Source organism: Streptomyces sp. NPDC002888, assembly GCF_042888465.1.
Taxonomy (GTDB): domain Bacteria; phylum Actinomycetota; class Actinomycetes; order Streptomycetales; family Streptomycetaceae; genus Streptomyces.
Window position 1 is genome coordinate 132,800 of record NZ_JBIAPU010000014.1, and the last position, 21,495, is coordinate 154,294.

The following is a 21,495-nucleotide window of genomic DNA, read 5'->3' on the forward strand; positions in this document are numbered from 1 at the left end:
GAGATGATCTGCGGGCCTACGAGGAGCCACGTGCGGCGCGGCGGTGGGCGGCGACCCGTTCGCGGGTCGCGCACCGGCGTGAGCAATAGCGGCGCTCGGGCCCGCTGCCCTGTGTGATGAAGACGTTCCGGCAGCCGGGCGAGGCGCACACCCTGCCGGGCGGCAGCTGACGGTCCCAGACCAGGACGGTCAGCGCCATACAGGAAGAGGCGAGGAACCACTCGTCCCACGGGGCGTCGTCGTCGCGGTCGAGGTGGGGGTGCCAGGGCGTACCGCCCCCGTGCGAGGTCAGGCGCAGCGCTCCGGTATGCCGGCGCAGCAGGCGGTTGAGCACCTGAGCCGCACCGTCCACGCCGTCGGCGGTGAAGACGTCGCGCAACAGGACGGCGGCCGTGCGCATCCCGTCCACGTCACGGGGCGTGAGATCCAGGGGCCCCGTCTCGCCGTGGGCGCGCAGGACCTCGACGACCGCGGCGGGGTCGGGGCGGTCGACGGCGAGGACGTTGAGGAGGGCGGCGGTGCGGCGGGCCATGGTCAGCACGGAGTGCCGGCTCGACCAGTCGTCGGCGGGGGAGGACACCGGCGCAATGTAACGCATCTTGCAGAGTTTTGAGTTACTTACGTAACGTCCCGTCGATGAGGAAGCGTTACGCGCTGGGCCTGTACCTGACCGGAGCGGTGACGGCCCGTACCGGGGACGACATGTCCGGACCGGCGCTGCTGCTGGCCGGGTTCGCCCTCGCCGGGTCGGCCACGCAGGCGTCGACGCTGCTCGCGGCGATCACCGTCGCGGCGGCGGTCGGGGGGCCGGTGCTGGGGGTGCTGCTCGACCGGGCCGAGCGTCCCGGCCGGCTGTTGTCCCTGGCGCTGGTCCTCTACGCGGTGGGCCTGACGGGGGTTCTCGCGGGGCTCGGCCGCCTGCCGTTCGGCGTGAGCGTCCTCGTCGCGGCGTTCACCGGGCTGCTGGGGCCCGCACTGTCGGGCGGTTGGACGGCCCAGCTGCCGCGGGTCGTACCCCCCGAGCGGCTGCCCCGCGCCAACGCTCTCGACGCGATGACGTACGGCTCGGCAAGCCTGGTCGGGCCGGCACTGGCCGGGGGCGTCGCCGGGGCGGCCGGGGCGCCGGCGGCCGTGGTGGTGTCGGTGGTGCTGATCGGGGCGGCGGTACCGGCGGCTTGGGGGTTGCCGGGGAGGGGGCAGCCCGTGCAGGGACAGGGACAGGGACAGGGACAGAGAGCGGGAGCGGGGTTCTCGGTGGGTACCGGGCTGCTTGCCGGGGTGCGGTTCATCGTCGGCAATCACCGTCTGGCCCGGGCCACCGTCTCCTCGGTCGTCTCCTGCGCGGCTCAGGGCATGGTGACGGCCTGCCTCCCCCTGCTGGGCGAACGCGTCCTCGGTGGGGCCGGGCACGGCGCGTTGCTGCTCTCCTGCACGGCCGTCTCCGCCCTGGCGGCCAACGCCGTCCTGGCGAGACGGCCGCACGCGCTTGCCCCCGAGACCGTCATCCGGGCCGGTGCGCTGCTCCAGGCGGCGGCGCCGGCGGCGGCCGCGACAGGACAGCCGGTCACTGTCGTCGCGGCCGCGCTTCTGGCCGGAATCGGCGAGGGCCCCCAGCTCACCGCCCTCTTCGCGGTCCGCCACCGGGAGGTTCCCGAGCAGCTGCGTGGCCAGGTCTTCACGACCGGTGCCAGCGCGAAGATCACCGGCTTCGCGCTGGGAGCCGCGGCCGCCGGCCTGATGGGCGTGTGGTCACTGCCCGGCGCGTTGCTGTCGGCGGCCGCACTGCACCTCATGGCGGCGCGGGCGATGGGACGGAGCGAAACATGAGAACTTGCGGCGCGCCGACCACCCGAAGGCGCTGGTGCGGGTGATCGCGTGTGCGAGGGCGGGGAACGGCCCGGCCCCGGACTGCCGTCAGCCGAACACCTTGGACCTGACGCCGCCCGCGGCCGCCGCGGGCCGCGCCGTCGCGCGGATCGAACGCCGTACGAGATGCGCTTCGCGGCGCACGTCGTGGGCCGCATGGCGGCCGCGCCACAGCAGGGACGGGTTGCCCGCCGTGTCGTCGGCGGCGATCAGCAGGCCGCCGAGCATGGAGAGGTTCTTGAAGAAGTGGATGCGTTGCTGGGCACGGTCGGCGGGGTCCTCCTCCTCCCAGAAGCGGTGGGCCGCCAGGGTGGTGGGCACGAGGGTGGCCGCGATGGCCAGCGCGGCCGGCCGGGGGACGCGCCCCGTGGCCAGCAAGAAGCCCGCCGCCACCTGGACGGCACCGCTCAGTCGCACGGCCTGCTCGGTCCGGTCCGGCAGGACCGGCACACGCTCGGTGACGGGACGTACGACGGATTCGGCGGTCGGCGCCACCTGCTCGGGTTCACGGACGGAACTCAGGCCGCCGCTGATGAACATGGAGGCGAGCATGGGACGGCCGACCAGACGCAACAGACTCATGGCCTCTCCAGACGTGTCGGTACGGACAGCGGCCACCGGGTTCCCTCCCTGGCCGGGACCATGCACCGCCCGACGGGCACCCCCGCCCCTGCCGCACCGCGCCCGGGCGGCTTACGCGGGCCGTACCGCGCCGAGGACCGCCGACTCGCCGGCATAAAGGACCGATTCCTCGCGTATGTACGCCCCCGGGCTCGGCGCGTGGATCATCATGCCGTTGCCGGCGTAGAGGCCGACATGGCTCGCGCCGTGGAAGAAGACCAGGTCGCCGACCTGGAGATCAGTGAGGGGGATCGCCGTGCCGGTGAGGGCCTGCTCCTGCGCGGAACGCGGGAGCGCCACGCCGGCGGCCCGCCAGGCGGCCTGGGTCAGGCTGGAGCAGTCGTACGACGTCGGCCCGTTGGCGCCCCAGACGCACGGCTTGCCGATCTGCGCACGGGTGAAGTCGAGGGCCCTCGCGGCCTTCCCCTGGTACACCGACTCCACCGCGCCGGCGACGGACGGAACGGAGGCGACGAGGGGTGCGGAGGCGACAGAGGCGACCGGCGGGGCGGAGACGACGGAGGCGACCGGCGGGGCGGAGACGACGGAGGCGACCGGCGGTGCGGTGGGTACGGAGGCGAACGGCTGGCCCGCGGAGGTGGGCTGCTGCGTCGGCCAGGGGGCCGCGGCCGGCTGGGCGACCGGCACGCTGCCGGTGTCCCAGGGCTGCGGGATCGGCGCTGCTGCGGGCGTGGTGACGGGGAGTGACCCGGTGTCCCAGGCCTGCGGTGCCGGGGGCGGCACGGTCGGCAGGCTTCCGGTGTCCCAAGTCTGAGCGGCCGGCTGCGCCTGGGGCGGTACGGCCGGCAGCCCCCCGGTGTTCCACGTCTGGGCGGCCGGCTGTGCCTGGGGCGGCACGGCGGGCAGGCTTCCGGTGTCCCAGGTCTGGGCGGCCGGCTGTGCCTCGGGCGCGGTGACGGGGAGGGACCCGGTGTCCCACGTCTGCGCGGCCGGGCGAGGTTCAGCCGCGACCGCCGGCAGCCCCCCGGTGTCCCAGCTCTGCGGGGCCGGCGCCGCCTCGAGTGCCGCGACGGGGGTGGCGCGTTGGGCAACGTGGCGGCTCAACAGGTCGCGGGCGGTGGTGAGTTTGCGCCGGTTGCGTTCCTTGGCGGTGCGCGGGGAGGACTCTTGCGCCGTTGCGGCGGGCGCGGGAAGCGCGGGGGTTGCCTGCCGGGTCTCCGGCGCCGCGGGCAGCGCGGCGACGGCACTGCGCGAGGTGAGTTCGGGGGTGCGGCGCTCCGGGGCTGCCGCGAGCTCACGGGCCTGCGGGGCGTCGGTCGCGCGCTCCGGCGCCTTGGCGGGGCGGGAGTCGGTCGGGCGGGGCATCCGGTCGGGGGGCAGTACGGCCGCGACCGTCGGGCCCAGCTTGGAGCGCGCCACGTCGAACCACTGGCGGGCGACGTTGTCGCGGGCGGAGGGGCCCGCCGGGGCGATCACGCTGCTCGCCGTCGCCATGACGCGGGTCGCGTTGAAGTTCCCGGTGTCGGACTCGGCCCGGTTGTACAGGGCGTTGATCCGCTGCTGGATCTCCTCCCGGCTCGGCTCGGCGTCTCCCTCCGGGAGGCCGATGCCGGTGGTGCGCGGGCTGCGATCCGTCGCCATGGAAGCCGTACTCCTTCCGTACTCCGCCTGCCGAGTCGGCCACCGGCTCGGACACGGTGCCCTACGGCTGTGCCGCGCTGGACAGTTGCATTCGGCGGAGGCCGCGCGACCCGGCGCTTTCGCCGGAGGGAACCGTGCGGCTGGGCGCCAACCTAACCAATATGTGAGGCTGGTGTGAAGATTCACGGGCCAAATGCCCGATACGTAAACGTGACCTTCGTCGCCTTATCTTTCTCAGCAGGAGAGTTGACAGGCTCCGGGGGGTGGTATGCGTGCTGAGTTGTGACCACTTGGTGGAAGTCTGGACTCCCGCCCCTCAAGGCCGCTCACATCAAGGGGCCTTGAGGGGGGTGCGGAGCCCCGGTGTCAGTGGGAGCCGGACGTCCGCCGACGGCGCAGGGTGAAGACCACGCCGCCGCCGGCGACGACCAGCGCGGCCGCCATACCGGCGATCAGCCCGGTGCCGTTGCCGCCGCCGGTCTCGGCGAGGTGTGAGCCGCTGCCGCCCTGGGGCGACGCGGCGGGGGAGCCGCTCGGCTCGGTGGGCGTCGCGGACGGGGTGTCCGCGGACGGGGCCGACGGTGTGGCGGCCGCCGGGGCCGAGGCCGAGGCCGACGGTGTGGGCGTCGGTGTGGGCGTCGGCGTCCCGCACCCCTGGGACGGCGTCGTCAGCAGGGGCTGGATGTCCTCGTCGACCTGATTGCCGGCCTTGACGTGGATGCGGTACGTCTGGCCGGGCGACCAGTCCCACGCGAAGTCGACGCCGGCGCCCTGCGCGGTCGGGTGCTCGATCGTCTTCGTGTCGAGGTTGCGGTCGTCCTCGCCCTCGACGGACATCTTGATGTAGAGCGTGACGACGGCGGGAGTGCCGGACGCGTCCGTGTCCGTGACGCGGATGACGCCCTTGCCGTTGTCGTCGCACGTGGCGACGGCGGAGAAGTCGCGGATGTTGCAGGCGAGCGCGGTGTTCGCGACGCCCAGGGTGAGAGCCGCCGCGGCGGTGGAGACGCCTATGAGGCGCGCCGATCTCACGGCACGGGGGGAAAGGGACACGGCTGTCCTTCACAGGTCACTGAAGACACGACGGGGCGTTTCCCGGGCCGGCACACCGGCCCCTCGCGCCCCGGGAACCCCACACGTCTACAAGCCCGCCGACCCCCTTGTCAACGCGGCATCTTCGCAGGTCACGGCGGTATCAAAGGCACGCCATGAACCGGTCCGCAGAGGGTCAAGGCACCGTCATGGCGGGCCTTTTCGGGCCCGTCGTCGTACGACGTCGCGCCGACGACGCCGTACGACGACGGCCCCCGCCCGCTGTAGGACCTGTCCTAGATGGTGATGGCGAGCTCCGCGTCCGTGAACGTGCCGTGCGCCGGGTTCACGTCGCTTTCGCCGCCCCGGCCGTCGCAGCCGCGGTCGGGGTTGAACATCAGGTACGTGCCGGACGAGCACGCGATCCACAGCTCGGCGTCACCGCCGATCACGAGGTTGCCCGACAAGTTGGCGCCGCCCTGGACGATCGCGTTGTCCTTCACGACGACGTTGCCGCCGATGGTGGCCCCGGAGTTGACCCACGACAGGCCCTCGATACGGGCGTTGCCGGTCACGGTCGAGCTGCCGAAGACCGCGGCGCGCGGGCCGACGTAGACGCTGGAGGCGACGTTCGCGCGGTTGTCGACCCAGCCGCCGCCGTTGGAGTGCCAGTGGCCGCCGCCCGTCGCCGCCGGCTTCTGGTAGCCGGGCTCGTAGCCGGACGGGGTGGCGCCGCTGATGCGGAACTCGTACGCGTAGCGGTGGTTCTTGGTGTAGCCGTCGAGGAACCCGTAGTGGTGCACGGAGTTGGGGGTCCCGGTGACGACCAGGTAGACCTCCTTCTCGCCGGGCTGGGTCTGGAAGCTGATCTGCCCGTCGGCGCTGCCGGCGACGGAACCGTAGCGCGGGGTGCCGTTCTTGACGGCGACGAACGCGTACGACCAGCCCGAGCCGGCCGCCGCGTTGACGTGCCCCTTGAGGTGCAGCTTGATCAGCGCGCCGTCGCTCGACGGCACCAGCTTGATCTTGTTGTAGCCGTAGTCCGACGGGGCCAGGGCGTCCGGGATCGCGTAGTGCCCGGCGGACTGGTTCACGGCGTTCACCGGCACGCCGTTGTAGGCGTTGATGAAGCCCGCCCCGTAGACGTTGTTGATGAACGGCATGACGTTGGCGCGGTTGGAGTAGTCGTAGGTGACCTGGCGCTGGGCGTACTCGGCGATCCGGGTGTTCAGCTGCGCCTGGGTCAGGTTGTTGATGCGGCGGTAGGTCTCCAGCGGGTGCTCGTTGCTGCGCGCCTGGTTCCAGATGTCGTTGAAGGTCTTGATGCCGCCGTATTTGTCGACGAGGTACTGCACCAGCATCCAGTTGCCGTAGTGGTGGCGGCTGGAGGAGTAGGCGAGGTTCTCGGTGCGCAGGAACCGGGTCAGGTCGCCCGCGCCTCCGTTGGGATAGACCTGCATCGCCATGAACTCGGCGCCGGTCTCCCAGAAGGTCCCGGCCGACGGGTCGGTGAAGCCGAGGCCGCCGCCCTTGCCGAGGAAGGTGTAGTTCTGGAAGACGTGGCCGAGTTCGTGGGCGAGGCCCCAGGAGCCGGGCGCCGCGGCCGCGGGGGCGATGTTGATGACGCCGACCCGGCCGTCGGCCGAACCGCCGGTGGCCCAGGCGTCGAGGGCCGTGCGGTTCCAGGTCCGCGTGATGATCACGTCGATCTTGTGCTGGGCCAGCAGACCCGTCTCCGGCGTGAACTTCATGGTGTTCACGTAGTAGGAGTACAGGCTCTCCAGCTGGCTGAGGATGTTGTCGGGGTCGAAGCGGTAGTCGCCGGAGGCGTTCCTCGGGTCGGTGCCCGACTTCTCGCCCCAGAGCAGGATGAAGTTGGCCGACTCCCGGGTGCGGTTCTGTGCCCAGGGGACCTCACCGGTCGAGGCCCAACTCGGGGGAATGTAAACGGTCTTGGCCGCGGCGGCGCTCGGCGCCGTGCGCGGCTGTGCGGTCTGCGGCTGTGCCGAGGCGGGGAGAGCGGCGGGGGCGACTCCGAGGGCCGCGCCCAGGGCCCAGACCGCCAGCACGACGCATAGGCGGCGTGCGCATGCCAATAAGAACCGTCCGGAGTTCTGCATGTGGGGGGTCTCCGTTCGACGAGATCGGCTCGGCTCCGAGCTGAGCCGGAGCCGCGCCATGGTGCCATGGGAGCGCTCCCGTGGCCAGATATGAGCCCCTCCCTCTTGAGCGCTGGACCACTTGAGTTGCTGCGCTCTTGGGGCTCACTCGTGCAGCCAGAACCCCGAGCGCCTCAGCCACAGCTCCAGCAGTCCGGCGTCGCCGAGCACCTCGACGCGGTCGGCGACCGGACGGCCGTAGACAAGATGGACCAGGTCGGCGAGGGAGCCGCGCACGGTGACGGCCGACGCGCCGTCGCCGCGGTCCCACACCGGGACCTCGCCGGTGAGGTCGACGCGCCAGGACCCGGCCGGGTCGTCGACGGCCAGCAGGGCGACACTGCGGCCGGGGCCCAGCAGCGGCTCCCCGCCGTCACTCTCGTACGTCTCGGCAACGGAGCCGAAGGACATCCACTCGTCGAGGGCGTCCCGCGCCACCTCCGCGTCCACGTCGTAGCGCACCCCCACGGCCCACGCGGCGTCGGCGCGGTGGACGGCCGTCTCGTGCAGCATGCGGCGTGCCCAGAACGCCAGGGGCTGGTCGGGGACGACCGTCCAGACCCGGGTGCCGGGCCCGGCCTCCGCCAGAGCGGCGTCCAGTTGCCGTGCGCCCAGGTCGAGCCAGGCGCCGAGCTCGGCCGGGTCCTCGTCGCCGTAGTCGAAGACGTCGTCGACCAGCGTGTGGGGGACCTCGTCGGCGGCACGGGTGCGGACGATGGTCTCGACCCAGCGGTGCGCGCCGCCGACGTGCCGCATCAACTGGCCGAGGTTCCACTCGGGGCAGGTCGGCACGGGGATCGCCGGGTCGGCTCCCGTCAACAGGGAGCGCAGCAGGTCGGTCTGAGTGAGGATTTCCTTGCGGTAGCGGTCGAGACTCCATCGCGTCATGGGGTCACGCTACGAGGCGGGGGGTAGGCCGTGCCCGTACCTTTCCGCTCGTCCCGACGACCGGGCGGCCGCACTCTCAGGAGAGTCGCATGGACTACTACGACCTCGGCACGCACAGCCGCCCCGTGACGACCTCGTCCCCCGAGGCGCAGACCTGGTTCGACCGCGGACTGGTCTGGACGTACGCCTTCAACCACGAGGAAGCGGTCTCCTGCTTCGAGGCCGCCGCCGCGGCCGACCCCGACTGCGCCATGGCCCACTGGGGCATCGCCTACGCGCTCGGCCCGAACTACAACAAGCCCTGGGAGTTCTTCGACGAGCAGGACCTGGCCCGGACCGTCGAGCGCACCCACGCCGCTGTGGAACTCGCCCACGAGAGGTCGGCCGGTGCCACCCCCGTCGAGCGGGCCCTGATCGGCGCCCTGCGCGCCCGCTACCCGAGGGCGCACCCCGTCGAGGACTGCTCGGTCTGGAACGCCCCGTACGCCGACGCCATGCGCGCGGTGTACGAGCTGGCCCCCGACGATCTCGACGTCACCACCCTGTACGCCGACGCCCTGATGAACCTCACCCCCTGGCAGCTGTGGGACCTGCGCACGGGGCGGCCCGCGGAAGGAGCCCGCACCCTGGAGGCCAAGGCGGCGCTCGACCGGACGCTGACCACAAAGGCGGGTACCGAACATCCGGGGGTGCTGCACCTCGTCATCCACCTGATGGAGATGTCGCCCACGCCCGAGACGGCCCTGCCCGCCGCCGACCGGCTGCGCGAGCTGGTGCCCGACGCCGGCCACCTCCACCACATGCCCTCGCACCTGGAGGTGCTCTGCGGCGACTACCGGGGTGTGGTGGCGGACAACAGCCGCGCGATCGCCGCCGACGAGAAGTACCTCGCGCGGGCCGGGGCGATGAACTTCTACACCCTGTACCGGGCGCACAACCACCACTTCAAGATCTACGGCGCGATGTTCCTCGGCCAGTACGAGGTCGCCCTGCAGACCGCAGCCCAGCTGGAGACGGCCCTTCCGGAGGAGCTGCTGCGGGTGCAGAGCCCGCCCATGGCCGACTGGCTGGAGGCGTTCCTCGCCATGCGGGTCCACGTGCTGATCCGCTTCGGCCGCTGGGCCGACATCCTGGAGCTGCCGGGGCCCGCCGACCCCGAGCTCTACAGCGTGACCACCGCCATGCGGCACTACGCCCGCGGCGTCGCCCTCTCCGCCACCGGTCGCGTCGTCGAGGCCGAGACCGAGCGCACGCTGTTCCACGAGGCCGTCGGCCGGGTCCAGGAGACGCGCATGCTGTTCAACAACACCTGCGCCGACATCCTTGCGATCGCCTCGGCGATGCTCGACGGCGAAGTGGAGTACCGCAAGGGCGATCACGACGCCGCCTTCGCCGCCCTCGAGCGGTCCATCGCCCTCGACGACAACCTCCCCTACGACGAGCCGTGGGGCTGGATGCAGCCGACCCGGCACGCCTACGGCGCCCTGCTCCTGGAGCAGGGACGCGTCACGGAGGCCGAGGCGGTCTACCGCGCCGACCTCGGCCTCGACGACACCCTGCCCCGCGCCTCCCAGCACCCCGGCAACGTCTGGTCCCTGCACGGACTCCACGAGTGCCTCGTCCGGCTGGGCAAGGAGGCTCAGGCGCGGATCGTGGCCCAGCAGCTGAAGATCGCCGTCGCGCTGGCCGACGTACCGATCGAGGCGTCCTGCTTCTGCCGCCTCGAAGCGGTCACCGGCACCGGCGGGAAGGACGGGTGCTGCGGCTCGTGACACTCATCATGGACCTGCGTGAACAGTGCCGGACGACGACGCGAGTCTGACTTGTCCCTTTTCGCCCCTCCAGGCACGCTGGGACTTGTGAGTCACGGCACGGGTGTGAAGTGAGCGGGAATGGCGGCTTCTGATCGGCGCCCCGATCACCACGGGCGGTCGAACGACGCCGTCGCGGCGATCATCGGCCTGGGGGGTGACGTCAGCGGCTGGAGCGAGGGGGCCCGGCGGCTGCTGGGCTACCGCGCCCAGGAGGTGGTGGGACGCGCCGCGGCCGACCTCCTCGTCGGACAGGAACCGTCCGGCGCCACGGCGGTCTCGCCGATCGGGTCCCAGGAGTGGAGCGGCACGGCGGCGCTGCGGCACCGGGACGGCCACCGTGTCGAACTGGCCCTGCACGCCCACCCCTCCCTGGGTGCCGACGGCACCACCCACGGGTTCGTCGTCACCGCCTCCCCGGGCGAGTCGGAGCAGGACCGGCGGCTGCTGGAGTGGGCCTTCGACCAGTCCTCCGTCGCCCTGTCCACCTACACCACCGGGTCCGGCACCTGGCAGCTGAACGTGGTCGCGGAGGGCGACGAGCGCCCCCCGGCGACCGACGCGCGCACCACCCCGTACCCGGACCTGCTCGGCGGGATCCGTGCCGAGCAGGGCTTCCTGGAGTGCGTCCGCCGGGTCGCCGAGCAGGGCGAGTCGATGCGCTACGAGCGCTTCGCCCCCGCGGTGGCCTCCGCCCGTCAACGCGCGTGGATCATCGAACTGTGGCCCGTGCGCGACCCGGCCACCGGCCGGGTGACCGGCGTCGGCACGGCCACCTTCGACAGCAGCGAGCAGTATGCGGCCCGGCAGCGGCTGGCGCTGCTGAACGAGGCCGGCACCCGGATCGGCACCACCCTCGACGTGGCGCGTACCGCGCAGGAACTCGCCGACCTGGCCGTGCCGCGCCTCGCCGACTTCGTCAGCGTGGACCTGCTCGACGCCGTCACCCGGGGCGAGGAACCCGCCCCCGGCCCCGTCGACGGCGCCGTCATGCTGCGCCGGGTCGCCCACCAGTCCGCCGCCGAGGGAGTCCCCGAGGCCGCCGTCGAGATCGGCGGGGTCGACACCTACCCTCCCTTCTCACCCCCCGCCCGCTCGCTGGCCGGTGGGCGACCGGTGCTCAGCGGCGCCGCCGACCCCGACTTCGCCCGCTGGGTCGCCGCCCACGCGGAGCGCTCAGCCCGCGTCCGCGACTACGGATTCCACTCCGTCATGGCCACCCCGCTGCGCGCCCGCGGCATCACCCTCGGCGTCGCCGTCTTCGTCCGCACCCACGGCTCCCGGCCCTACGAACAGGACGACCTGATCCTCGCCGAGGAACTCGCGGGACGGGCGGCCGTCGCCGTCGACAACGCGCGCCGCTACACCCGCGAACGCACCACCGCGCTCGCCCTGCAGCGCAGCCTCCTGCCCCGCGACCTCCCCAAACAGGCCGCCGTAGAGGTGGCACACCGCTATCTGCCCGCCGGTACCGGAGTCGGCGTGGGCGGCGACTGGTTCGACGTCGTCCCGCTCTCCGGCACCCGCGTCGCCCTGGTCGTCGGCGACGTCGTCGGCCACGGCATCCACGCCTCCGCCGCCATGGGACGGCTGCGCACCGCCGTACGCACCCTCGCCGACGTCGACCTCCCCCCGGACGAACTGCTCACCCACCTCGACGAGCTGGTCACCCATCTCACCTCCGACGACGACGGCGCCGTCGTCCACGACGAGCCCGACACCGGCGAGATCGGCGCGACCTGCCTGTACGCCGTCTACGACCCCGTCTCCCGGCTCTGCACCATGGCCAGCGCCGGCCACGTCCCGCCCGCCGTGCTGCTCCCCGACGGCAGGGCGAGCATCGTCCGGCTCACCCCGGGGCCGCTCCTCGGCGTCGGTGGCGTGCCCTTCGAGTCCACCGAGCTGGAACTGCCCGAGGGCAGCCTGCTCGCCTTCTACACCGACGGTCTGATCGAGGCCCGCGACCACGACGTCTCCGGCGGCTTCGAACGGCTCTGCGACGCCCTCGCCTCACCCGTGCCCTCACTGGAGATCACCTGCGAGACCATCCTCAAGGCGATGCTCCCCGACAGCCGCGACGACGACGTGGCGCTCCTCCTCGCCCGCACCCGCGCCCTGCACGCCGACCAGGTCGCGGCCTGGGCCCTGCCGTCCGACCCCGCCGTCGTGGCCGACGCCCGCGCCCAGGCCAGCCGCCAGCTCGCCCTGTGGGGCCTTCAGGACGCGGCGTTCATCACCGAACTGGTGGTCAGCGAGCTGGTCACCAACGCCATCCGGTACGGAGCCGTCCCCATCGGACTGCGCCTCATCCGGGACCGGACCCTGATCTGCGAGGTGTCCGACGCCAGCAGCACCGCCCCCCACCTGCGGCGCGCCCGCACCTACGACGAAGGCGGCCGGGGACTGCACATGGTCGCCCAGCTCACCCAGGGCTGGGGCACCCGGCAGACCCCCACGGGCAAGACCATCTGGGCCGAACAACCGCTCCCGGCCGGCGCACCATGAGTGAGCACGCGGGGGCGGAGACGGCACGGGGCGGGGCACGCGAGAGCGACGCGACCCACACGCTCGGACTGCTCTACCCGCCGGCCGGCCGCAACCGCGACTACACCCGCATGCAGCTCGCCTTCATCGGCGGCGTCGCCGAGGCCGCCACCGACCACGGCTACGACCTGCTGCTCGCGCCGTCAGGGTCGGCGTACGACCCCTCGTTCCGGCGGATGGTGGGGGAGAGGCGCGTGGACGGAGTGATCGTCATGGAGATCCGCCGGGACGACGACCGCGTGGAGCACCTCGCCGACGTGGGCTTCCCGTTCGCCGCCATCGGCCGCAACCCCAGGGCCGATGTGACCGGCTGGGTCGACCTCGACTTCTCGGGCCTGGCGAGCGGCTGTGTGCAGCACCTCGCCGACCTGGGGCACAGCAGGATCGCCTTCGTCAACAGGTCACTGCAGCTGTTCGACAGCGGGTACGGCTTCGCGCGGCTCGGGAACGACGGCTACCTGGACGCGATGACGAAGCTGGGGCTCACCCCGCACGCCTACCTCTGCGGCGACGACCTGGCCTCCGGGGAGGAGGTCGTGGAGCGGATGCTGCGGGACGACCCCGCCACCACCTCCCTGGTCACCCTGAACGAGGCATCCCTGGAAGGGGTCTACCGCGCGCTGACCCGGCACGGCCGCGGCGTGCCCCGCGACTTCTCGGTCGTCGGCGTGGCGGCCGGCCCCTGGGCGGAACAGGTGAACCCGCCGCTCACCGCGGCCGAGATACCCGCCAAGGAGATGAGCCGGGCCGCCGTCGACCTCATGGTCGAGCGGCTCACCTCACCCGGCTCGCCTCCCCGGCACATCCTGCTGAAACCCCTGATCACCCTGCGCGCCAGTACCGGACGCTGTCGCCCCGTGCCGGGTTCGGAGCCCGAGCCGGACTTCCCCGACCTCGACTTCGATTTCTGACGGATTCTGTGATCGCCACTGGGAGTACCGACACTGGGAGTGGAGCATGTCGTACACGGTCGACCGTCGCGGTTTCCTGCGTGCCGCGAGTGCCTCAGTGGCCGCCCTCGGCCTCGGCGGGGCCCTCGCGTCCTGCGACTCCGGCACGACCGACACGGTCACCCTCACCTGGTGGGACTACTTCACGCTGGACAACTTCCAGCCCGGAATGAACCGTCTCATCAGGGACATCGAGACCAACGTCCCCCACGTACGGATCGAACGGCGGACCTTCCCCTTCGCCGAGCTCGAACGGCAGATCACCCTCGGCGCGATCTCCGGCGAACTGCCCGACATCGCCATCGTGGACAACGTCGCCATGAACTCCCTGGGCGGCAGCAGAATCCTCGCCGACCTCACCGGCCGCGTCGAGAAATGGGGCCAGGCCGACCAGTACTACAAGGGCCCCTGGGACGGCTGCCAGGTCGGCGGCAAGACCCTGGGGATCCCCAACAACAGCAACTGCCTCGCCCTGTACTGCAACACCCGCATGCTCCAGTCCGCGGGCGTGCGGCCCCCCACCACCTGGGACGAGCTGGCCTCCGCCGCCGAACGGCTGACCAGCGGGGACCGGTTCGGCCTGGCGCTGAGCGCGATCAAGACCGAGGAGGGCGTCTTCCAGTTCCTGCCGTTCCTGTGGCAGGCGGGCGGCGACCTGGACACCTTCGCCACCTACGGCGCCACGGCCCTCGCCTTCCTCGACGACCTCGTCGCCAAGGGCTCACTCTCCGAGCAGTGCGTGGGCTGGACCCAACAGGACGTCAACACCCGGTTCCTCAACCAGCGCGCCGCCCTCCAGATCAACGGCCCCTGGCAGATCCCCACCCTCAAGAAGGCGGCGTTCGACTGGGAGGTCGTCGCACTGCCCCGCGACAAGGAGGCCGCCACCTGCCTGGGCGGCGAGAACTGGGTGATCACGGCGACGAGCGACCACATCGACAAGGCCTGGGAGGTCCTGGAGTACACCCAGCAACCGTCGGCGCTCGTGCCGTACCTGGTGTCGTTCGGCAACCTCCCCGCCCGCAAGGACCTCGCCGACGAGAGCACCTGGGCCTCCGACCCGGCCCTGCGGCTCTTCCTCAGCCAGCTGCCCCTCGCCCGGCCCCGCCAGTACGGCCCGCACTACGCCGACGCCTCCCAAGCCGTCGCCGAGGCCGAGCAGGCCGCCCTCACCGGCTCCGCGTCCCCCTCCGCCGCGGCGAGGACCGCGGCCGTGAAGATCGACAAGGCGCTGGGAGAGCGGTGAGGCGACCCGGTCCCTCCGCCCGCATCCGCCGCGAGGGATATCTGTTCTGCCTGCCCGGCCTGGCCTTCCTCGCCCTCTTCCTGGCGTACCCGCTGTTCTACAACGTGTGGACGTCCGTCCACGACGTCGAACTGGGCAGCCTCCTCGGCGGACCCGAGCCGTTCAACGGCCTCGCCAACTACCGCACCGTCGTCTCCGACCCGGGCTTCTGGCACTCCGTACGCCTGTCCCTGCTGTTCACCCTCGCCTCGCTGGTCCTGCAGTTCACGCTGGGCTTCGCCCTGGCTCTGCTGTTCGCCCGGCCCTTCCCGCTGAACGGCCTGCTGAGGTCGCTGCTGCTGGTGGCCTGGCTGCTGCCCCCGGTGGTCAGCGGCACCCTCTTCCGCTGGCTGCTGGACGCGGAGTCCGGCGCCTACAACGCCCTGCTCAGGGCCGTCGGCCTGGGCGGCCTGTCCCACGACTGGCTCACCGACCCCTCGACGTCCCTGGCCGGGGTCGTCCTCGCCAACGTCTGGATCGGCGTGCCGTTCAACATGCTCCTGCTGCTCGTCGGGCTCCACACCATCGACCCCGAACTCCACGAGGCCGCGGCCATCGACGGCGCGAGCGCCCGGCAGCGCTTCCTGAGGATCACCCTCCCGCTGATGCGGCCGGTCTCGGTGACCGTCCTGCTGCTCGGCCTGATCTACACCTTCAAGGTCTTCGACATCGTCTTCGTGATGACGGGCGGCGGCCCCGTCGACGCCACCCGCGTGCTCTCCCTCTACGTCTACGAGGTCTTCTTCACGTTCTTCCGGTTCGGCCAGGGAGCCGCCGCCGGCCTGCTGCTGCTCGTCGTACCGCTTCTCGCGGGCGTCTTCTACGTACGACGGCTGCGGCGGGAGGAGACGGAAGGGGACGCCGCGTGAGACCACCGCGCCGGCCCTGGGCGCTCACCGCGGCCGCGACACTGATCACCGCCGTGTTCCTGCTGCCGGTGTACTGGATGGCCAAGACCAGCCTCACCGCACCCGACCGCATCCTCGTCCCGTCCCCGCGGTGGATCCCCGCCCCGGTCACGACCGACAACTACGACACCGCCCTGTCCTACGAAGGGCTCACCCGGGCCCTGCTGAACAGTCTCGTGATCTCCAGCGGGGTCGTGGCGCTGACCCTGCTCCTCGGCCTCCCCCTCGGCTACGCGCTCGCCCGGGTGCGGATGCGGGGCTCGGGCACCATGGTGCTCGCCCTCCTCGTCGCCCAACTCCCGCCCGCCATCGTGCTCGCGGCACCGCTGTTCATCCTCGAACGCCGGGCCGGACTCGACGACAGCTACCTCGGCCTGATCGCCGCCGACACCACCCTCACCCTGCCGTTCACCGTGATCGTGCTGCGGCCCGTGCTGCGCGCGGTCCCGCCCGAGCTGGAGGAGGCCGCCCTGGTCGACGGCTGCGGACTGACCGGCGTACTGCTGCGGGTGGTCCTGCCGATCATGGTGCCCGGCGTGATCGCGGCGGCCGGACTGTCCTTCCTGCTCGCCTGGGGCGAGTTCCTCTTCGGACTCACCCTCGCCCAGGGCTCCGACGTCCGGCCCGTCACCGTCGTCCTCAACGCCTTCGTCGGCCAGCACGGCACGGCATGGGGAGCCCTGATGGCCACCGCCACGCTCATCAGCCTGCCGGTCGTGGGCGTCTTCGCCCTGTTCCAGCGCTTCATCGTCGGCGGGCTGACCGCGGGCAGCGTCCGGGGGTGACCAAGCGGTCGCGGCCACCCTGCGCGACGCCGGCCTGGACGTGTGCACACCACCGGAGGACTGGTCTACAACCTACGAGCGGCAAACCGTACGCCCGCCTGACAGGACAACCCGCACCTGAAACACAACCTGCGCAATGTGGCTGAAACCACGTGAGCGGCAGGCGTCGAGCCATGTCCCCATGCCGGGCCCGGACGCTACCGTTCTGGGAACCCCTGTTCCCGCAGTACCCCGGACGGCCCAGCTTGCTCGCAGCTCTCTCCCCGGTCATCGCAGCAACAGCGCACTGGCTCACCTGCGCCTACCCGGCAAGCGGCGGCGCCCTCGCCTCCGCCCTGTGCGAGGCGCAGGCCCGCCAGGCCGTGACGGTCGCGGCGTGGCTGCGCTACCCGACGGCGATGGACGCCGCGCTGGTCCAGATGGCGGGCCCCGGAGGCTCCGCACGGCTCGACTGGATCAGCGGCGCCGACGCGGCCGGGGAAGCCGCGCACGACGAGGACTCCGCCTGGCGCACCTGGGTGGACGAGGTCGTGGCGAGCTGGGCGGCCTGCCTGCTCACCGACCCCGAGCTGGTGGACCTCGCGCTGGCCGCGCTGGCCGAGGGCGGCCACACCACCGACGCCCCCGCCGAGTTCCGGCGCCTGGTCGCGCCGGACGAGCGCGACCGGCAGGCGGCCGCGCTGCTGCGCCACCCCGACCTCCTCGCCCCGGTGGCCGGTCTCCACCAGTCCCAGCTCGTGAACCGCCTCAGGCCGGGCCGGGCGCTCATCGCCTGACGGACGACGGCAATGGGCCCGTCGGGTGTTCCCGACAGGCCCATGAAGGCGGCATCAGTCGCTCGAGCTCGAGACCTCGAGACGCGCCGTCAGTCCTTCTTGCCCCGTCCCGTCAGCGCGTCGCGGACCCGGTCGACCATCCCGGCGCCCGGTGCCAGCAGCTTGTTGAGCGGCGGCTTGTCCGGCGCGGCGGGGTGCGGACGGGTGGGTGCCACCTTCTTCGCCTGGCGGACCTTGTCGCCCAGGGTGTTGAGCGCGTCCGGCGGACAGGAGGCGCGCAGCATCGGGACGAGGTTCTGCTCCTCGTCGGCCAGGTGCGAGCGGATCTCCGTCATCAGCATGCCGATGAGCCGGTCGAACTCGGGGTCGTCGGCGTCGCAGCCCTCCAGATCCTTCATGATCTGCTCGGCCTTCGCGTGATCCTCGAGTTCCTTGTCGGCCATGGCGTCCCCGTTCGCCACGTGCTCCCGCACGGCCGGGTAGAGGTAGGCCTCCTCGGCCACGGAGTGCCGCACCAGTTCCATGGTGGCCTGGTCGGCGTAGAGCTTGCGGTCCTTGTGACCGGACGGCAGCGCCTCGATCCGGCCGAAGAACTCCTCGACCTCCCGGTGATCGGTGGTCAACTCGTCGATGATGTTTCCACCGTGACCCATGTCCTTCACCTCCAGCCTGTACGTGGCGACTCCGGGCGGAGTCACCAGAGCCCCGAGTGCCCCCGCCCTCGGCGGGCTAACACCGGGACATCCCGCCCGTCGCGCCGGACGCGCGCCCCGGGTTCCCCGCCACGGGCCGACGGAGGACCCGAGGCCGGTGGTCATGTCTTCCCAGGTCAGAGGCATTGTCAGTGGTCGCCGGTAGGTTCTTTCATGTCCCCCCGACATGGCGGGACGACCCCATTCGGACCCCCTTTTCACGGGTCTCTTTGTGGACCCCTGCTGGCGCAAAGGAGATGGTGCGTTGTCGGACTGGGAGCAGTCGAGCACGGCCCGGGTGATACCACCCGCACGGCCGCGGAAGCTCGCCAAGGTGCCGTTCGTCGAACTGGCCGACGGACGCCTCCAGGGCGTGGTCTCCAGCGGCTCGGACATCGAGCGCGTCTACGTCTCGTCGGTCGCCGCCGGGACCTACGCGTTCGCGTGCAGCACCAACAACAACCGCCCCTGCGGCGGCGCCCGCGGCGGATTCTGCAACCACATCCGCGCCCTGGTCACCGAGGCGGTGCTCCAGTACGGCGGTGAGCACGTCGCCCGCTATCTGCGGGTGGACGTGACGGACGGGGAGCCGAACGCGCCGGCCCTCACCCAGGTCATGACCGGCGCCCGCCCGGCACCGGCCGGCTCCAACGCCGCCGCACCCGTGTTCAGCCGGTTCCTGCGCCACCTGGCCTACCTCGAACTCGCCCCGACCACCGCGCCGTTGCCGGAGATGCAGTGGTTCCCGCCGACCAGGGCGGTGGCCTGATGAATGTGGAACTGCTCGCTCACTCCGTCGAAGGGCTGGACGAGGCCCTCGCGGCCGTCGACGCCTTCGACCGGGCGCTGGTCGCCGGACTGCTCCGGCCCCAGCCCGCGCAGGCAGCCGACCTGACCCGGCTCGCCCACGCGGTCTCGGGCACGCCGCTGGCCTCCAGGGTCGCCGAGGCGGCCGAGAAGGCGGGTGCCGGAGCCGCCGGTGAGGACCACTTCGTCGCCCTCGCCGCCGCCCGCAGCGCACTGCTCGGCTCCGTCCACGACGCCCTCATGGCCCGGGTCGACGAGGCCACGGGCCGCGGCCGGGGCGAGGACGGCGCCCCGCCGCCCGTCGAGGGACATGCGGTCAACCTGCTGGTCGCCGCCCGTTCCTGGTTGTCGGACCTGGCACGGGCCGGATGGCAGGGCATGGACCACGACACGGTCTCCGGTGCCGCGCAGATCGTCTCCGCGATGCTGCCGGACCCGGACCTGCGCCGTCTCGCGACCCTCCTCGACGGCTTCGCAGCCGAACTCGCCGCGTCCTGCCCCGGCGCCACCCTGGAGCGGATCCCGGCCCGCCGCTGGGCCGACCTGTGGTCCCGCGCGATGCTGCTGACGCTGCCCGGCGCCGCCGCCCCGGCCACGACCGGCACCGTCACCGGCCGCCTGCTGCCCCTCGGTGTCGACCTGCACGAACACGCCACCGCCGCACAGGCCCAGGTACACGCCGTGTTCGAGCCCGCCGACGGCACCGCGCCCCGCCTGGTGCGGGCCGGCGTCGCGGTGCCGAAGCCGGACACGGTCGTCGGCGTCGGCGTCTGGCAGCTGCTGCGGCCGCACCTGTCGCTCCTCGCGGCCGTCGGTGAGGGCCTCTCCATGGACCTCACCGACATGCCGGTCACCGCCGAGGGCGACCTGATCTGGAGCGACGAGCACGCCCGCCCGGGCGAGCCCGCGGACGCCTTCGCCACCGCCCGCGTCGCCCTGGCGGCCGCGACCGCCCCGCCGACCGCACCCCTGGACCGGCACCCGGCCCGCATCGCCGTCCCCGTGCTCCTGGAGGGCTACACCGCCCAACAGGACGACGACACCTGGACGTTCACCCTCGCCGGTCACCCGCTCGCCGTCGACACCGACCGCGTCCCGACCGCGGGACCGCTCACGCCCGAGGCCGTCACCGCGTCGACCGCCTGCATCGGTCTGCTCCGCTGGGACGCCGGGGCGTTCACCGTCCAGCCGCTCGCCGTGGAGACGACCGTGCGGAAGAAGACCGTCGCCCTCCACGCCGGCGCGTGGGCCGGGGGCACCACCGACAAGGCGGGCGTCAAGGCGGAGAAGGCCGCCACCGACGCCGTGGCGGTGCTGCGGGAGCGCGCGGGAAGGCTGCTGCGGAAATGACACAGACGCCCGAGGCCAACTCCGAGGCCAACCGCCGTCAGGTCCTCTACTGGCGCCTGCTCTCCCGGCTCTTCGACTCCGATGAACAGACCACGCTCGAATCGGCGAGCCTCGCCGTCGTAGAGGACATCGGCCTGCCGCCCGCGCTGCTCGACCCGCAGACCTCGGTCGACTCGATCGTGCAACGCCACCCCGAACTGGCCGCCGAGTTCGACGGCCTGATGGTGCCCGACGCCCCATCCGGCGCCGACGGTGTACGCGACCACACCGCCGAGGTGCGCCGCGCCGCACTCGTGTCGAAGGTGCTGCTCAACGTCTTCGCCACCGGCGCCGGCACGGTCACCGCCGGACAGCTCTCCCGCTGGCAGGCCGACGCGGGCTGGCTGGAGCGCGCCCTCGGCTGCCGCCCGGGCGAACTCCGCGGCGGCCGCTCCGGGGGCAACACCCGGGGCCGCGGCCCCGACACGACGTCAACCGGCGGCAACGGCATGACGCCCGACCTGAGCACGCTGATCCCGGCGATCGGACCCGAGCTGGGGAACATCGAGGCCGACCTCGTCAAGCGCATGCACCTGCGCGAGGTACTCGCCGACCCGAAGCTCGCCGCCAAGCTCACCCCCAGCATGTCGCTCATCGAGCAGCTGCTGCGCGACAAGAACAACCTCTCCGGCGTGGCGCTCAGCAACGCCAAGGCCCTGATCCGCCGCTTCGTCGACGAGGTCGCCGAGGTGTTGCGCACCCAGGTGGAGAAGGCCACCGTCGGCGCCGTCGACCGGTCGGTCCCGCCCAAGCGGGTCTTCCGCAACCTGGATCTCGACCGCACGATCTGGAAGAACCTCACCAACTGGAGCCCGGAGGAGGAACGGCTCTACGTCGACCGCCTCTACTACCGCCACACCGCCCGCAAGACGACACCGCAGCGGCTGATCGTGGTCGTCGACCAGTCGGGCTCGATGGTCGACTCGATGGTCAACTGCACCATCCTCGCCTCGATCTTCGCGGGACTGCCGAAGGTGGACGTCCACCTGATCGCGTACGACACCCGCGCCATCGACCTCACGCCCTGGGTGAACGACCCCTTCGAGGTGCTGCTGCGCACCAACCTCGGAGGCGGCAACGACGGTCCCGTCGCGATGGCCATGGCCCGCCCGAAGATCACCGAGCCGAAGAACACCGTGATGGTGTGGATCTCGGACTTCTACGAGTTCGACCGCTCCCAGCCGCTGTTCGAGGGCATCGAGGCGGTCCACCGCTCCGGCGTGAAGTTCATCCCCGTCGGCTCGGTGACCAGCTCCGGGCGGCAGGAGGTCAACCCCTGGTTCCGGGAGCGCTTCAAGGCCCTCGGCACACCGGTGCTCTCCGGCCACATCCGCAGGCTCGTCCAGGAACTCAAGACGTCTCTCGCCTGATCACTCATTT

General features: G+C 72.1%; 18 protein-coding genes. 11 read left to right on the forward strand and 7 right to left on the reverse strand.

All coding sequences use genetic code 11. The features are described from left to right. Positions 1-16 precede the first annotated feature (16 nt). Positions 17-598, reverse strand: coding sequence for a CGNR zinc finger domain-containing protein (locus ACFYWX_RS23340; RefSeq protein ID WP_389425995.1), 582 nt, complete (start codon positions 596-598; stop codon positions 17-19). A gap of 38 nt (positions 599-636) precedes the next feature. On the opposite strand from ACFYWX_RS23340, the gene ACFYWX_RS23345 reads away from it, so the two are divergent. Beyond that, complete coding sequence (locus ACFYWX_RS23345) at positions 637-1,827, forward strand: MFS transporter (protein ID WP_389425996.1); 1,191 nt, start codon at positions 637-639, stop codon at positions 1,825-1,827. 87 nt (positions 1,828-1,914) lie between these two features. Here the strand turns inward: ACFYWX_RS23345 and ACFYWX_RS23350 are convergent, their stop codons facing one another. From ACFYWX_RS23350 to ACFYWX_RS23370, 5 genes are all read right to left on the reverse strand, one after another. Beyond that, positions 1,915-2,448 (reverse strand): DoxX family protein, encoded by a 534-nt coding sequence (locus ACFYWX_RS23350; protein ID WP_389425997.1) that lies wholly within the window; start codon positions 2,446-2,448, stop codon positions 1,915-1,917. 111 nt (positions 2,449-2,559) lie between these two features. Then, the gene (locus ACFYWX_RS23355; protein ID WP_389425998.1) at positions 2,560-4,089 is read right to left on the reverse strand and encodes an NlpC/P60 family protein; all 1,530 of its coding nucleotides are present in this window, start codon (positions 4,087-4,089) and stop codon (positions 2,560-2,562) included. Between the two features lie 366 nt (positions 4,090-4,455). Continuing rightward, complete coding sequence (locus tag ACFYWX_RS23360; protein ID WP_389425999.1) at positions 4,456-5,121, reverse strand: LAETG motif-containing sortase-dependent surface protein; 666 nt, start codon at positions 5,119-5,121, stop codon at positions 4,456-4,458. Between the two features lie 296 nt (positions 5,122-5,417). Next, the gene (locus ACFYWX_RS23365; protein ID WP_389426000.1) at positions 5,418-7,190 is read right to left on the reverse strand and encodes a DUF6055 domain-containing protein; all 1,773 of its coding nucleotides are present in this window, start codon (positions 7,188-7,190) and stop codon (positions 5,418-5,420) included. Positions 7,191-7,385: 195 nt separating this feature from the next. Then, complete coding sequence (locus ACFYWX_RS23370) at positions 7,386-8,168, reverse strand: maleylpyruvate isomerase family mycothiol-dependent enzyme (protein WP_389426001.1); 783 nt, start codon at positions 8,166-8,168, stop codon at positions 7,386-7,388. Positions 8,169-8,257: 89 nt separating this feature from the next. Here ACFYWX_RS23370 and ACFYWX_RS23375 point away from each other — a divergent pair, with 89 nt between their 5' ends. The 7 genes from ACFYWX_RS23375 to ACFYWX_RS23405 all read left to right on the forward strand — a co-directional run bounded on the left by ACFYWX_RS23375 (position 8,258) and on the right by ACFYWX_RS23405 (position 17,227). Beyond that, positions 8,258-9,940, forward strand: coding sequence for a hypothetical protein (locus ACFYWX_RS23375; protein WP_389426002.1), 1,683 nt, complete (start codon positions 8,258-8,260; stop codon positions 9,938-9,940). A gap of 120 nt (positions 9,941-10,060) precedes the next feature. Beyond that, a complete protein-coding gene (locus ACFYWX_RS23380; RefSeq protein WP_389426003.1) occupies positions 10,061-12,484 on the forward strand; it encodes a SpoIIE family protein phosphatase in 2,424 nt (807 codons plus the stop codon). Then, entirely contained in the window at positions 12,481-13,434 is a 954-nt protein-coding gene (locus tag ACFYWX_RS23385) for a LacI family DNA-binding transcriptional regulator (protein ID WP_389426004.1), read from the forward strand. The genes ACFYWX_RS23380 and ACFYWX_RS23385 overlap by 4 nt, the downstream gene beginning before the upstream one ends. A 46-nt stretch (positions 13,435-13,480) precedes the next feature. Further along, the gene (locus ACFYWX_RS23390) at positions 13,481-14,719 is read left to right on the forward strand and encodes an ABC transporter substrate-binding protein (RefSeq protein ID WP_389426005.1); all 1,239 of its coding nucleotides are present in this window, start codon (positions 13,481-13,483) and stop codon (positions 14,717-14,719) included. After that, positions 14,716-15,627 carry a carbohydrate ABC transporter permease gene (locus ACFYWX_RS23395; RefSeq protein WP_389426006.1) on the forward strand — a complete coding sequence of 304 codons (912 nt, stop codon included), beginning with the start codon at positions 14,716-14,718 and terminating at the stop codon, positions 15,625-15,627. The genes ACFYWX_RS23390 and ACFYWX_RS23395 overlap by 4 nt, the downstream gene beginning before the upstream one ends. Beyond that, the gene (locus ACFYWX_RS23400) at positions 15,624-16,451 is read left to right on the forward strand and encodes a carbohydrate ABC transporter permease (protein ID WP_389426007.1); all 828 of its coding nucleotides are present in this window, start codon (positions 15,624-15,626) and stop codon (positions 16,449-16,451) included. Before ACFYWX_RS23395 ends, ACFYWX_RS23400 begins: the two co-directional genes overlap by 4 nt. Positions 16,452-16,696: 245 nt before the next feature. After that, entirely contained in the window at positions 16,697-17,227 is a 531-nt protein-coding gene (locus ACFYWX_RS23405; RefSeq protein WP_389426008.1) for a hypothetical protein, read from the forward strand. Between the two features lie 89 nt (positions 17,228-17,316). Here the strand turns inward: ACFYWX_RS23405 and ACFYWX_RS23410 are convergent, their stop codons facing one another. Beyond that, positions 17,317-17,880: a hemerythrin domain-containing protein gene (locus tag ACFYWX_RS23410; RefSeq protein WP_389426009.1), complete on the reverse strand. Its 564-nt coding sequence runs from the start codon at positions 17,878-17,880 to the stop codon at positions 17,317-17,319. 304 nt (positions 17,881-18,184) lie between these two features. Here ACFYWX_RS23410 and ACFYWX_RS23415 point away from each other — a divergent pair, with 304 nt between their 5' ends. Genes ACFYWX_RS23415 through ACFYWX_RS23425 form a run of 3 tightly spaced genes read left to right on the forward strand, consistent with a single transcriptional unit; the run spans position 18,185 to position 21,485 of the window. Further along, the gene (locus tag ACFYWX_RS23415) at positions 18,185-18,688 is read left to right on the forward strand and encodes a hypothetical protein (RefSeq protein WP_389426010.1); all 504 of its coding nucleotides are present in this window, start codon (positions 18,185-18,187) and stop codon (positions 18,686-18,688) included. Beyond that, positions 18,658-20,076, forward strand: coding sequence for a hypothetical protein (locus ACFYWX_RS23420; protein WP_389426011.1), 1,419 nt, complete (start codon positions 18,658-18,660; stop codon positions 20,074-20,076). Before ACFYWX_RS23415 ends, ACFYWX_RS23420 begins: the two co-directional genes overlap by 31 nt. Beyond that, positions 20,073-21,485, forward strand: a complete 1,413-nt coding sequence (locus ACFYWX_RS23425; RefSeq protein ID WP_389426012.1) for a VWA domain-containing protein — start codon at positions 20,073-20,075, stop codon at positions 21,483-21,485. Before ACFYWX_RS23420 ends, ACFYWX_RS23425 begins: the two co-directional genes overlap by 4 nt. Positions 21,486-21,495 lie beyond the last annotated feature (10 nt).

Bases quoted from the DNA above. Each gene is read 5' to 3' on its own strand.
- ACFYWX_RS23340 (WP_389425995.1), bottom strand. From the start codon at position 598: ATGCGTTACATTGCGCCGGTGTCCTCCCCCGCCGACGACTGGTCGAGC.
- ACFYWX_RS23345 (WP_389425996.1), top strand. From the start codon at position 637: ATGAGGAAGCGTTACGCGCTGGGCCTGTACCTGACCGGAGCGGTGACG.
- ACFYWX_RS23350 (WP_389425997.1), bottom strand. From the start codon at position 2,448: ATGAGTCTGTTGCGTCTGGTCGGCCGTCCCATGCTCGCCTCCATGTTC.
- ACFYWX_RS23355 (WP_389425998.1), bottom strand. From the start codon at position 4,089: ATGGCGACGGATCGCAGCCCGCGCACCACCGGCATCGGCCTCCCGGAG.
- ACFYWX_RS23370 (WP_389426001.1), bottom strand. From the start codon at position 8,168: ATGACGCGATGGAGTCTCGACCGCTACCGCAAGGAAATCCTCACTCAG.
- ACFYWX_RS23375 (WP_389426002.1), top strand. From the start codon at position 8,258: ATGGACTACTACGACCTCGGCACGCACAGCCGCCCCGTGACGACCTCG.
- ACFYWX_RS23380 (WP_389426003.1), top strand. From the start codon at position 10,061: ATGGCGGCTTCTGATCGGCGCCCCGATCACCACGGGCGGTCGAACGAC.
- ACFYWX_RS23385 (WP_389426004.1), top strand. From the start codon at position 12,481: ATGAGTGAGCACGCGGGGGCGGAGACGGCACGGGGCGGGGCACGCGAG.
- ACFYWX_RS23390 (WP_389426005.1), top strand. From the start codon at position 13,481: ATGTCGTACACGGTCGACCGTCGCGGTTTCCTGCGTGCCGCGAGTGCC.
- ACFYWX_RS23410 (WP_389426009.1), bottom strand. From the start codon at position 17,880: ATGGGTCACGGTGGAAACATCATCGACGAGTTGACCACCGATCACCGG.
- ACFYWX_RS23425 (WP_389426012.1), top strand. From the start codon at position 20,073: ATGACACAGACGCCCGAGGCCAACTCCGAGGCCAACCGCCGTCAGGTC.